Source organism: Rhizobium sp. LjRoot258 (assembly GCF_964254185.1).
Taxonomy (GTDB): Bacteria; Pseudomonadota; Alphaproteobacteria; order Rhizobiales; family Rhizobiaceae; genus Rhizobium.
In genome coordinates this window covers 517799-530737 of the sequence record NZ_CAXUST020000001.1, presented here as the reverse complement: position 1 = coordinate 530737, position 12939 = coordinate 517799, and the positions used below count along the sequence as shown (strand labels likewise).

At 61.4% G+C, this 12939-nt stretch carries 10 protein-coding genes; 3 read left to right on the top strand and 7 right to left on the bottom strand.

Features of this window, described 5'->3' with window-relative positions:
* Positions 1-44 precede the first annotated feature (44 nt).
* From ACSQ9D_RS02620 to ACSQ9D_RS02610, 3 genes are all read right to left on the bottom strand, one after another.
* Positions 45-626, bottom strand: coding sequence for a histidine phosphatase family protein (locus ACSQ9D_RS02620; RefSeq protein ID WP_436281043.1), 582 nt, complete (start codon positions 624-626; stop codon positions 45-47).
* 58 nt (positions 627-684) lie between these two features.
* The gene (locus ACSQ9D_RS02615; RefSeq protein ID WP_436281042.1) at positions 685-1944 is read right to left on the bottom strand and encodes a class I SAM-dependent methyltransferase; all 1260 of its coding nucleotides are present in this window, start codon (positions 1942-1944) and stop codon (positions 685-687) included.
* Positions 1945-2078: 134 nt separating this feature from the next.
* Complete coding sequence (locus ACSQ9D_RS02610; RefSeq protein WP_436281041.1) at positions 2079-4388, bottom strand: Tex family protein; 2310 nt, start codon at positions 4386-4388, stop codon at positions 2079-2081.
* Between the two features lie 203 nt (positions 4389-4591).
* Here ACSQ9D_RS02610 and glyS point away from each other — a divergent pair, with 203 nt between their 5' ends.
* A complete protein-coding gene (gene glyS / locus ACSQ9D_RS02605) occupies positions 4592-6820 on the top strand; it encodes a glycine--tRNA ligase subunit beta (protein WP_436281040.1) in 2229 nt (742 codons plus the stop codon).
* A gap of 84 nt (positions 6821-6904) precedes the next feature.
* Here glyS and ACSQ9D_RS02600 read toward each other — a convergent pair whose 3' ends face one another.
* Positions 6905-7345 (bottom strand): YqaA family protein, encoded by a 441-nt coding sequence (locus tag ACSQ9D_RS02600; protein ID WP_436281039.1) that lies wholly within the window; start codon positions 7343-7345, stop codon positions 6905-6907.
* A 96-nt stretch (positions 7346-7441) separates the two neighbouring features.
* On the opposite strand from ACSQ9D_RS02600, the gene ACSQ9D_RS02595 reads away from it, so the two are divergent.
* Positions 7442-7948 (top strand): DUF523 domain-containing protein, encoded by a 507-nt coding sequence (locus ACSQ9D_RS02595; protein WP_436281038.1) that lies wholly within the window; start codon positions 7442-7444, stop codon positions 7946-7948.
* Positions 7949-8027: 79 nt separating this feature from the next.
* Here ACSQ9D_RS02595 and ACSQ9D_RS02590 read toward each other — a convergent pair whose 3' ends face one another.
* Both ACSQ9D_RS02590 and ACSQ9D_RS02585 read right to left on the bottom strand, forming a co-directional pair.
* Positions 8028-9845: a methyl-accepting chemotaxis protein gene (locus ACSQ9D_RS02590; RefSeq protein ID WP_436281037.1), complete on the bottom strand. Its 1818-nt coding sequence runs from the start codon at positions 9843-9845 to the stop codon at positions 8028-8030.
* Between the two features lie 190 nt (positions 9846-10035).
* Entirely contained in the window at positions 10036-10227 is a 192-nt protein-coding gene (locus ACSQ9D_RS02585; RefSeq protein ID WP_436281036.1) for a hypothetical protein, read from the bottom strand.
* A gap of 204 nt (positions 10228-10431) precedes the next feature.
* On the opposite strand from ACSQ9D_RS02585, the gene ACSQ9D_RS02580 reads away from it, so the two are divergent.
* On the top strand, positions 10432-11967 hold the full coding sequence (locus ACSQ9D_RS02580; RefSeq protein ID WP_436283752.1) for a winged helix-turn-helix domain-containing protein: 1536 nt from the start codon (positions 10432-10434) through the stop codon (positions 11965-11967).
* 443 nt (positions 11968-12410) lie between these two features.
* Here the strand turns inward: ACSQ9D_RS02580 and ACSQ9D_RS02575 are convergent, their stop codons facing one another.
* A complete protein-coding gene (locus ACSQ9D_RS02575; protein ID WP_047516841.1) occupies positions 12411-12875 on the bottom strand; it encodes a plant virulence effector HPE1-like domain-containing protein in 465 nt (154 codons plus the stop codon).
* Positions 12876-12939 lie beyond the last annotated feature (64 nt).

The following is a 12939-nucleotide window of genomic DNA, read 5'->3' as shown; positions in this document are numbered from 1 at the left end:
ACGCACTCAATCTGCGTCGGGCATATCTCGTCAAAGCTGTATTGCTAGATGCCATTCCAACGCCGGATCACCGGCTCCGTCAGGTCGTGCTCGTAGCCGAGGACGCTGATGCTTGCCGTATCGAGGATGAAGCGCGCGCCGTCCGTCGGCGACAGTCCTAGCCAGCGAGCGCCAAGCACACGAAGGAAATGCGAGCTGGAGAAGATCAGGATCGGGGCATTGGCCTGCTGCAGTTCCGATATGATCCGGTCGGCTCTTGCGCCGACATCCTGCGCCGCCTCGCCGTTCGGGCAGCCATCGCGAAATAGCTGCCAGCCGGGTCGGCTTGCAAGGATTTCCTTGGTCGTGATGCCCTCATAGGCGCCGTAGTCCCATTCGGCGAGATCGTCCTTGACGATCGCGCCGGCGCCAAAGCCGGAGAGTTCGCAGGTGTTGCGGGCGCGCTGCGACGGGCTGGACCACACAGCGGTGAAGCGCTTGTCCGCAAGGCGCGGGCCGATTTGGCGCGCCGCCGCTTCACCATTTGCTGTCAGAGGGATATCGCTTTGGCCGGTGTGTCTTCCAGAAAGGCTCCATTCCGTTTCGCCGTGCCGGACGAGATAGATCTCGGGAAACGCACTGCTCATGTGTCGGCCCCTTTCCAAAAAAAGAAAAGGCGCGGTGGGTGCCGCGCCTTCCTGGTGATCACAGTATAACCTTTTCGAGCGGCGGACGCGTCGCCTCGAATTCCTTCAACTTCGCCTCGTTCTGCGCGATGTAGTTGCGATTATCCGGCGTGGAAAACTGGTTCTTGGAAATCTGGATCTGCATGACGAAGAGTTCGTCCCAGCGGAAGCCAATTTCCGAACCGGCCAGATAAAACTCCCACATGCGGAAGAAGCGCTCGTCGTAGAGGGCGACAGCCGCGGCCTTGTTCGCCACGAAGCGCTCGCGCCAATGGCGGAGCGTTTGGGCGTAGTGAAGCGGCAGCACTTCCACGTCGCGCACCAGAAGACCGGCCTTCTCGATCGCGGGGATCGTCTCTCCGATCGAGGGAATGTAGCCTTGCGGGAAGATATACTTTTCGATGAAGGCGTTGGTCGCGAAGCTCGGCTTCGGTCGGGCAATGGAATGCAGGACCATGACACCGTCATCGGCCAGCAACGCGTGCACCTTCTTGAAGTACTTGTCGAAGTTGCCGATGCCGACATGCTCGAACATGCCGACGGAGACGATGCGATCGAACTTCTGACCGGTCATCGTCCGGTAGTCCTGCAACTCGAAGCGGACACGGTCGTCCAAACCGCGCTGTTTCGAACGCTCGCGCGAGATCTTCAGTTGCTCTTCGCTGAGCGTGATGCCGGTGACATCGAGGCCGGGCGCGGCTTCCGCCAGATACATGCCCATTCCGCCCCAGCCGGAACCGATCTCAAGCACGCGCTGGTTCGGTTCCAGCAGGAGCTTGGCGGCAATGTGGCGCTTCTTGGCAACCTGCGCCTCCTCCAGGCTGATGCCCGGCGGGTCGTAGTAGGCGCAGGAATACTGCCAATCCTCGTCGAGGAAGAGTTCGAACAGCCTTTCTGACAGATCGTAGTGGTGTGCGACGTTGCGCTTGTTGCGATTGACCGGCAGACGGCTTTTCAGCTGTTGAAGAGCGATGCGGCCGATCAGGAGGGCCGCCATCGGGACATCGAAGATTTCGTTGGTTGTGTTCTGTTTCACCATCTCCAGGAAATCGTAGATGCTGCCGTGTTCAAGTATGAACCGGCCCTCCATGTACATTTCGCCGAGCTTGAGGGTGGGGTCGCGGCGGATCAACTTCTCCGCCTCCTCGTCGGCAATGCGAACGACAACCAGATCACCAGTACCGTCGCCAATCATATGCCTCTCGCCATTGGCGAGTGTGAGCTTCAGGTTACCCTTGCGGATGAGTTTTTTGACAATCAATAAGAATGCCGACGCCATGATAAGGCCTCGCAATGTGACAGGATAGTCCGATCAACTTAGTATCTATCATCCGCCTTACAAGCGCCGTATTTCGCACCTCGGCAACATGGTCGCCGAAGTGTGACATTTTTGCAAATGCGACTGCTAAGCGCTTATTTTCGCTTCATCGCTTCGGCCAACGCAGCTCCAAAGGCGCCATGGCTCTCCGGCTTTGAAGGGGCCGAGCGTCGGTCGTTCTGGCTGCGCACCGGCTGGTTTCCACGCGACTCACCACGCGGCGCCGAAGGCTGCGAACCGTCGTCCTTTCTCATCGACAGACCGATGCGTTTACGCTTGGCATCGACCTCCACGACGCGAACCTTGACGACATCGCCGGCTTTCACAACCTCGTGAGGATCTTTGACGAAGCGATCGGCAAGCTGGGAAACGTGAACCAATCCATCCTGGTGGACGCCTATGTCGACAAAAGCGCCGAAGGCCGCGACGTTGGTGACCGTGCCTTCCAGCGTCATGCCGGGCTTGAGATCCGTGATCTCATGAATGCCTTCGGCGAAGGTCGCGGTCTTGAAGCTCGGGCGCGGGTCGCGGCCGGGTTTTTCCAGTTCGGCGAGGATGTCCTTCACCGTCGGCAGGCCGAATTTCTCGTCGATGAACCTACGCGGATCGACCGCCTTTAGGACAGCGCTGTCACCCATCAGCGAGCGCAGGTCGCGACCGCAGGCGGCAACGATCTTCTTGGCAACGCCGTAAGCTTCCGGGTGGACCGAGGAGGCGTCGAGCGGCTCCTTGCCATCGCGAATGCGCAGGAAGCCAGCGCATTGCTCGAATGTGCGCTGGCCGAGGCGCGCGACTTTCAGGAGATCGCGGCGGGTCTCGAAGCGGCCTTCGCTGTCGCGGTGCTTGACGATCGCCTCGGCGATCGAGGCGCCAAGGCCGGAGACACGGGAGAGCAGCGGCGCGGATGCAGTGTTGAGATCGACACCGACGGCGTTCACCGCGTCTTCGACCACGGCATCCAGCGAGCGTGACAGCTTCTGTTGGTCGACATCGTGCTGATACTGGCCGACGCCGATCGATTTCGGCTCGATCTTGACGAGTTCGGCCAGCGGATCCTGCAGGCGGCGCGCGATGGAGACGGCACCGCGCAACGATACGTCGAGGTTCGGGAACTCCAGTGCCGCTGTTTCCGAGGCGGAATAGACCGAGGCACCTGCCTCCGAGACGATCACCTTGGTCGGCTTCGGTGCGGGCAGGTCCGCGAGCATGTCGGCCACCAGCTTTTCCGTCTCGCGGCTGCCGGTGCCGTTGCCGATCGAGATCAGCTCGACATTGTGCTTGCGGATCAGCGAGGCAAGCTCGACCTGCGCACCGCGCACGTCGTTTCTCGGCTGGAAGGGATAGACTGTGGACGTCGCGACCACCTTGCCGGTGGCATCGGTGACGGCGACCTTGACGCCGGTGCGGATGCCAGGATCAAGGCCCATCGTGGGGCGCGAACCGGCGGGCGCTGCCAGCAACAGGTCCTTGAGATTGCGGGCGAAGACGTGGATAGCCTCTTCTTCGGCGCGCTCGCGAAGCTCGCGCATCAGGTCGAGCGACAGCGACATCGAGAGCTTGACGCGCCAGGTCCAGCTCGCGACCTCCATCAGCCAACGGTCGCCTGGGCGACTGTTGCCGATTTCGTAGGCCGCCGCAATCATGCGCTCGACCGGCTTGTTGGGCGATGCGGCCTCGGCATCCGCATCGATCGTCAGCGTCAGCACCTCCTCGTTCCAGCCGCGCAGCATGGCCAGCGCGCGGTGACCGGGGGCGGTCGCCCAACGTTCGGAATGGTCGAAATAGTCGGAGAACTTCTCGCCCGATGCTTGCTTGCCGTCGACCACCTTGGCCTTCAGCAGAGCCGCGTTGCGCATATGGGCGCGCAACTTGCCAAGCAGATCCGCATTTTCGGCAATGCCTTCGGCGACGATGTCGCGCGCGCCTTCAAGTGCCGCCTTCACATCCGGCACATCGGCGGTGACGTAATCTTCCGCCAGCATCGCAGGCTCCTTCGAGCGATCGGCTAGGATGGCTTCTGCCAGCGGCCCAAGTCCATGCTCACGGGCGATCTCGGCGCGGGTGCGGCGCTTCGGCTTGTAGGGGAGATAAAGATCTTCGAGCTCGGCCTTGGTGCCTGCCTTGGCGATCTTTGCCATCAACTCGTCGGTCATCTTGCCCTGGCCGGTGATGGATTCGACGATGGTGTCGCGGCGAGCTTCCAGTTCGCGCAGATAGACGAGGCGCTCGGCGAGATTGCGCAGCTGCGTATCGTCCAGGCCGCCGGTCACTTCCTTGCGGTAACGGGCGATGAAGGGCACGGTTGCTCCCTCGTCCAGCAGCTCGATCGCCGCCTTGGCCTGATCGGGCCGGGCATTGATTTCGGAGGAGATGACAGCGGCAAGCGAGCGAAGGTCAGCGGCCATGAGAGTTCCTGCGTTTCACGAAAGTTGCGGGACCATAGCGGCGAAAAGCGGCAAGGCAATGCCCGACGTCCCTATCCACAGCAACATAGCACGGCCGGTGGCTGTTTTTGCGGTTGTGCAGACGCGGCATTCTTTGCTAGCAGAGGCGACCGTTTTCAGCCCGCCTTAGTGGCGCCTTCCCCAGAGAAGGCAAGGAAAGTGATATGCCAGATCTGCTCCTAGAACTCCGCTCCGAAGAGATCCCGGCCCGTTTGCAGCGCAAGGCTGCCGGCGACCTGAAGAAGCTCGTGACCGATGCGCTTGTTGAAGCAGGACTGTCCTACGAGGGTGCGCGCGAATACTGGACGCCGCGCCGGCTGACACTCGACATTCGTGGCCTGACGGCGCGCTCGGCCGACGTGCGCGAAGAGAAGAAGGGCCCCCGCACCGACGCCAACGAGAAGGCGATCGAAGGCTTCCTGCGCGGCGCCGGCCTGTCCGCCATTTCCGAGGCGCAGATCCAGAGCGACCCGAAGAAGGGCGACTTCTACATCGCCGTCATCTCCAAGCCGGGCCGCGCCGCCGAAGAGATCATCAGCGACGTGATGCCCGGCATCATCCGCGATTTCCCCTGGCCGAAGCCGATGCGTTGGGGTGCTGCATCCGCCAAGCCCGGTTCGCTGCGCTGGGTGCGGCCGCTGCAGTCGATCGTCTGCACCTTCGGCACCGAGCATGAGGAAACGGTTGTCATTCCGTTTTCGATCGACGGCATCGTCGCCTCCAACGTGACCTACGGCCACCGCTTCCATGCGCCTGATGCCATCACCGTCAAGCGCTTCGACGATTATGTCGCCAATCTCGAAAAGGCGAAGGTCATTCTTGATGCCGATCGCCGCAAGGACATCATCCTGCACGACGCCCGCGACATCGCGTTTGCGAGCGGCCTTGACCTGGTCGAGGACGAGGGCCTGTTGGAAGAGGTCTCCGGTCTCGTCGAATGGCCGCAGGTGCTGATGGGAAGCTTCGAGGAAGACTACCTCTCGATCCCGGCCGACATCATCCGCCTGACGATCAAGACGAACCAGAAGTGTTTCGTGACGCGCCCGGTCGGCAGCGACACGCTTTCCAGCAAGTTCATCCTCGTTTCGAACATCCAGGCGAGCGACGGCGGCAAGGAGATCATCCACGGCAACGGCAAGGTCGTGCGCGCCCGTCTTTCCGACGCGCTGCACTTCTGGAAGCGCGACCAGGGCAATCTTCCGGACCTCGAAACGCTGGAAGCTTCGGCGAAGAAATTCGACCTCGACCTCTCCAAGCCGCTTGACCAGCGCATGGCCAAGCTCGACGCGCTCAACGTGACCTTCCACGCCAAGCTTGGAACGCAGGGCGCACGCGTGGAGCGTATCCGCGCGCTTGCGGCCAAGCTCGTCATGCAGATCGGCGCAGACTACAAGCTTGTCGACCGGGCTGCGGTTCTGGCCAAGGCGGATCTTCGCACCGAGGCCGTCGGCGAGTTTCCCGAACTGCAGGGCCTGATGGGCCGCCGCTATGCCGCGCTTCAGGGCGAGGACGCCTCGGTCGCAGCAGCGATCGAGGATCACTGGAAGCCGATGGGGCCGAACGACCGCGTTCCGGAGGACAAGATTGCGATCACCGTCGCGCTCGCCGACAAGCTCGATACGCTGACCGGCTTCTGGGCTATCGACGAGAAGCCTACCGGCTCCAAGGATCCCTTCGCGCTTCGCCGCGCAGCACTCGGCGTCATCCGCATCCTGCTCGAGCGCAAGGTTCGTATCCCGCTGCTAACGCCGATTGCGTCGCACATGGGGCGGATCGATGAGGATCTCCTCGACAAAGCATCCGCCGAAAAGAAGCACCAAGGTGGCGACTACATTACTAGCAAGGCTATCGTCGGCGATGGGATGTCACGTCAACTCGACCTCCTCTCGTTCTTCCACGACCGCCTCAAGGTCTATCTGCGCGACCAGGGCGCGCGATACGACCTGATTGACGCCGTGGTTACGCCTGAAGCCGACGATCTTCTGATGATTACCCGCCGTGTCGAGGCGCTGACGGCGTTCATTACCTCGGAGGACGGCAAAAATCTCCTGGTCGGCACCAAGCGCGCCACGCAAATTCTGGCTGCCGAGGAGAAGAAGGGCACGGTGATCGCCGACGGCGTCTCCGAAAATCTCTTCCGGCTTGACGCCGAGAAGGAGCTCTTCGCCGCCATCACCACCGCTTCCGCGGAAGCCTCAACGGCCGTTGCCACGGAAGACTTCCGCTCGGCGATGGAAGCGCTCTCCAGGCTGCGCGCACCGGTCGACCGCTTCTTCGACGACGTGTTGGTCAATGACGAAGACGCCGCCATCCGCGCCAATCGTCTTGCCCTGCTGCGCCTGATCCGCGAGGCAACCGGCACCGTCGCCGACTTCTCGAAGATCTCGGGCTAATCTGCAACGCCGTAACTTCTTGCGCTTTCTATCCAATTCCATCCTTGCTCAGAATTTGATTCGAGGATGGAATTGAAACCTGCGTCAGTTCATCACGCCGAGAGTAGCGGCAGCGAGGACGCCGTAGCGCGCGGTTTTCGCGATGGTGACGAGCAACAGGAATGTCGGAAACGGTTCGCGCAGCACACCGGCAACGACGGTGATGGGATCGCCGATCACGGGCATCCAACTCAGAAGCAACGACCACTTGCCGTAGCGGCGATACCAGCGTTGTGCCTTGTCGAGCGCGGGTTGGCTTACTGGAAACCAGCGTTTTCCGCGAAAGCGCTCGATGCCGACGCCGAGCAGCCAGTTGACGGCCGAGCCGAGGACGTTGCCAACGGTCGCCACCGCGATCAGCGCAAGGACCGGATACTGTTTCGCCAGGATGAGCACGACGAGCCCGGCTTCCGACTGCATCGGGAATATCGTGGCTGCCGCAAAGGCCACCAGGAAAAGACCGGCATAGAGCGCAAGATCGGTCATGTCGTGTCCACGCCAATGCTTCGCTTCACTCTGTTTCCCTTCATCACGCCTGACGGCGGGCTGGCACTATCACGTCCTTGAGGCTATGCCAAAGCCATGAACAAGATTCTCGTCAGCGCCTGCCTCATGGGCCATGCTGTCCGCTATGACGGGCAGGCGAAGCCCCTTTCCCACCCGGCGATCGCGCGGTGGATCGAGGAAGGCAGGCTGGTAATCATCTGTCCTGAGATGTCTGCCGGAATGCCGGTGCCGCGTCCGCCCGCCGAAATCGAGGGCGGCGCCACGGGCGAGGATGTGCTCGCCGGCCGTGCGCGCGTGGCCGAGATCACCGGCGGCGATGTGACGGAAGAGTTCTTGCAGGCGGCCGAGAACGCGCTGGCGCTCGCCACAAAAACCGGCTGCCGCTATGCGCTGCTGATCGACGGCAGCCCCTCCTGCGGCTCGAGCTTTGTCTATGACGGGACGTTCTCCGGACACAGGCAAGCGGGGAATGGCGTGACTGCCGCGCTTCTGAAGCAGGCTGGTATCGCCGTCTACTGCGATCGCGAAGTCGAGCAGCTTGTCGCAAGGCTCGCCGCCGACGAGGCCGACCACGCCGACTGAGCGCTTCTGCTTGGCCTCCTCCATGCAAAACGACCACCGGATCGCTGCGGCGGCCGTTCTTTTGTTTCGATGCCTAACCTCAGGCGGCGCGACGAGCCTGCACGGCATGGTCGTTGCTGCCGCCGACGCGGAAGCCGCGGATGAGGTCGAGCAGTTCGTCGGTGTCGCTGGCCAGCGTTTCCGCAGAAGCCGTGGTCTCTTCGGCCATGGCGGCGTTCTGCTGGGTTGCGGCATCGAGCTGGTTCATCGAGGACGAGATCGAACGCAGCGTCGTGTCCTGCTCTGAGGCGCTGTGGGCGATCTTGGCAACGATCTCGTTGGCAGCCTTGATCTGGTCGGAGATGCGCTTCAGCGCCTCGCCGGCCTCGCCGACCAGACGGACGCCGTGATCGACCTGACTGGACGAGCGGGCGATCTGGTCCTTGATCTCCTTGGCCGCGGCTGCCGAGCGCTGTGCCAGTTCGCGAACTTCCTGAGCGACGACCGCGAAGCCCTTGCCGGATTCGCCGGCACGTGCGGCCTCAACGCCGGCATTCAACGCTAGAAGGTTCGTCTGGAAGGCGATCTCGTCGATGACGCCGATGATCTTGCCGATCTCGGCAGACGACTTCTCGATGCCGCTCATCGCGGTGATCGCTTCGGTGACGACGGCATCGCTGCGGCTTGCCTCGGTGCTGACGGCATGGACGCGCTTGCTCGCCTCATGGGCGCCTTCCGCCGTCTGGCGGACGGCAACCGTGAGTTCGTCGAGCGCCGCCGAGGTTTCCTCCAGGCTTGCAGCCTGGCGCTCGGTGCGCTGCGACAGCTCGTTGGAGGCGCGGCGGATCTCTTCCTTGCTGGTGCCGATGTCGCTGCCCTTGGCACTGACCTTGGCCATGGCGGCTTCGAGATGCGACAGGGCATCGTTGAAGTTCTCGCGAAGGGCTGCGTATTTCTGACCGAGATCGGCGCAGCGAACCGTCAGGTTACCGCGGGCGAGATCTTCCAGCGCCTGGCCGATGGTGGAGACGACGCGGGCCTGGGCCTCGGCTTCATCGCGCTGCTGGCGCAGATTTTCTTCGCGCTCGTTGCCGAGTGCCATATCCTGCTCGATCTGTCGCTTCGACAGCGCGTGTCTTTCGCGCACCTTCTCCTGAAGCGACAGCGTCGCCTTGGCCATCATGCCAACTTCGTTGGCCATGTTGGTGTGCGGGATTTTGATGGAGACGTTCTCATCAGCCACCGATTGCAGGGCATTGTGAACGTCCTTCAAGGGGTTTGAAATGCCGCGGATGACCAGGTAGGCAGCCACAATAGCGACGACGAGTAGGACGATGCTGCTAGCCAATGCGGCCAGGATCGTGTTATCGACTTGGGCATCGAGATCATCCATGTAGACGCCGGTGACGACGACGATCTTCCAGGGGTCGAAGGCCAATGCATATGCCGTCTTGCGAAAATCTCCGGCCGGCTGGCCGGGCTTTGCTGTGGAGTAGTATTCAACGAGACCGCCGCCCTGCTGCCCAAGCTTGACCAGTTCTTCGCGATAGAGCTTGCCTTTGCTGTCCGGCTGACCCTTGTTGAACTGCCCAACCTTCGAGGCATCGTAGTGGAACATCATCTGGATGTCGTAGCTATAGCCGAAGAAGTAACCATCGGGGTCGTATTTCATGCCGTTGAGCGTAGCGTAGGCCTGCTTCTGGGCCTCTTCCTGGGTCATTGCGCCGGCGGTCACCTTCGCCTGGTACTGCTTGAGAACGGAGACCGCGGACTGAACCTCAGAACGCAGCATATCATAGCGTTCCTTATAGATCGCATTGACCGAGGAGCGAACCTGGATGGTGGTTCCGATCGCAAACGCTACCATCAGGCCAACGACCAGCAAAATAAGTTGCTTTGAAATCTTCAAGTTTTTCATGGCGCCTCGCGGAGGGTAGAATAAGTGGAAAATCCGGCGCGGTTTGATACCGCCTATGCGAGTGCGTCAATATGACTCATCTTTACCGCGGCTTAAGAACATGCTGCGGCCGGTAATAAACACTTGCATAGAGACGGCTAAAAAAGCCTTAATTTTTGAAGAACTTCTGAACATTTCTTTTTGCAATCAATTACTTAATATAGAGATGCCGCCCAATTTCTCTGGCGGCCGCCAAGCGTTTGATGCTGAAAATGGGTTGCTCAGAAATCAGGCAGCGCAGCGTGTGCGCACCGGCTCCTGATGAGCGATCGGTGGGTTCGGCAATTCCGGATCGGTGAACTCCCGACCCCTGCGCTGAACCGCGCTTGGCGACGACAATCATGCGTCTTCCGGCCTCTGTTGTTAGAATTAGAGTGCAGGGATTAACAATTGCCAAGTGATAGGGCTCGCAAAATTATCAAATATAATCAGTATATTCTTGCAGTTGGCCGAGAGTTTCATTCATCCGCGCGCGAGAGAGCTGGAGGGCTCTCGCAAGACTTACCGCCCGGTTTTCCAGGACCGGTGGTTGAGCTATATTTCCCGCATGGTTGAGGCTTCGCATGCCTTCGGCGAATTTGTTCTCGACCCCGGCCGTGGCCTGCTGCGGAACGGGCGGGCCGTCGCGCTCGGTCAGCGCGGCATCGCGCTACTTGAAACGTTGCTTGAAGCCCGTGGGAGCGTTGTGCCCAAGGATGCGCTGATGGAGCGTGTCTGGCCCGGAATTGCGGTCGAGGAAAGCAACCTGACGGTTCAGGTCGCGGCGTTGCGCAAGGCGCTTGGCCCCGCGCCCGACGGGCAGGAATGGATCGCCACGGTGCCGCGCGTCGGCTACCGTTTCATCCGGACGATTGCGGAAAGGAAAGCCGCTGCGCCGGTTCCGGAATTGCGGCCGGCGCTGGCGGTCCTCCCCTTCAGCAATCTCAGCGGCGATCCAAGGCAGGACTATTTTGCCGATGGGATCGTCGACGACATCATCGCGGCACTCAGCCGCTTCCGAAGCTTTGCCGTCGTCGCGCGGGACTGCTCTTTTGCCTACAAGGGCAGCGCAACGGATGTGCGCAAGATCGCGACGGAACTCGGCGTCAGCTACGTGCTCGAAGGCAGCATCCGGCAGTCGGGCAACCGGCTGCGCATTGTGGCCGAACTTGTCGAGGGTCAAAGCGGCACGCATATGTGGGCGCAGACCTTCGATGGTACGCTGGACGAGATATTCGACTTTCAGGATCGCATCACCGAGCGTGTCGCGACGCTGATCGAGCCGCTGATCCAGACGGCCGAGATCGAGCGATCACGGCGCGAACGGCCCGGAAGCGTGGCTACCTACGACATCTACCTGCAGGCACTGGCCAAGATCTCGAGCGAAACCGAAAGCAACAACGCGGCCGCCTATGCGCTTCTCATGCAAGGACTTGCCGCCGAGCCTGACAATGCACAGCTGCTTGCCCATGCTACATGGGCGCTCGAGCATCGCTACACGATGGGCTGGCCGGCGCTCACCGACGACGACGTGCAGGCATGTGCCGCACTGGCGCGGCGAGCGTTGGAGTACGGCGCCGGCGACGCGATGGTCATGGCCCATTGCGGCGTCGCCTTGATGCAGACGGTAAAGGATTACGATTGGGGCCTCGCCGTCCTGCAGGCGGCGGCTGAATCCAATCCCAACAATCCGATGGCCGTCGTCAGGGCCGGCGTCGGGCATCTTCATTGCGGTGACATCAGGGATGCACTCAGGCACTTCCACAGAGCCAATCGCTTGACGCCGGGAGATCGCGGCGCGCATTTCTCGCTTTGCGGCATAGCGCACGCCCATGTGATCCTCGGAGAGTACGACCAGGCCGTTGCCTGGGCGTCAAGAGCGCTTGCCAGCAATCCCAATTTCGAGGCAACCCTGTGGGTGCTCATTGCTGCGAGCGCGCATCTCGGGCGCATGGAGGAAGCCCATCGTCATCTAGCGGCGCTGAGACGCCTGACGCCCGATATCACGATCGAGCGCATCCGGGCCGGGCAACCGGGCAAGTATCCGGACCGCATAGCTGCGGTCCTCGAGGGGCTTAGAATGGCGGGGGTTCCGGAACGGTAGTTTCGGATCGTTTCGGAACTTTTCCTAAAGCGTTTCAGGACCGGAATGCACCAACCGGCAGAGACTGCTTCCCACGGCAAAACCGCAGATGGGAGACGGCCATGATTACGACGCTGACCATCCTTTCCCTCGATCAGGGACGCATCTACTCTCCCCCGCCAGAGCCCGTTCAAGAGCAGACGGTTACTGAAAATGAGGCGCTGTTGCCTACCCCCGGCTAGAGTACATGGCACCTCACTCTATCTGCGGCGGTTGAATTTATTGAGTGGACTGCACGCACTTGCGCGTCTGCTTACGCCGACCTTTGGAACCACCCCGGCCGGCAAGGCTCGTTAGATACGAAAAATGCGCCCCTGCTTCTCTCAGGGACGCATTTTATCCACCACGAGGGGTGGACCCCGGTCGACCGAAGCTTTGGTCAGGCTGGGGCAGGGAACTGGAGATCAGAGCCGAAGCTCGAAGGTGGAAACGTCCAGCGGGGCCGTTTGTTCCTTCGGCGCACCTACCACGTTTGCCGCGATCGGCTTGACGTCGCCACCGATCACAGCGGCCGTCGTCGAAGCGCGGTCGATATTGTCGGCAGGCGGTGCGGATGCCGTCATCGGCTCGGCCGGAGCCTTGGTGACGAACACGACGGGCGAGCCGCCCATCCAGCCCTCGGTGCGATAGAGCTTCTTCTCGCCATCGACGTCGCGGATTTCCGAGGATTGCAGCGAGCCGGGTGCGAGCGTCGGGACAACGTAGTCCTTCTTGCGCTCGACAGACTCGAGCGCCGGGCAGCTTGGGCAGCTTTCTTGGCTGATGCTCCCGCCATTGGTGCGCGTGTCCTTGCCGACCACCTCGATCGAAGAGGCGCAGGCAGAACCCGCGGCAAACACAGCTATCGCAGCAAAGAAGACCTGACGCATGGAACACTCCGTCTCACGTTGAGAAGAGACTAGCGCGTCTTTGTTTCCATCCCGTCAGGGGAAA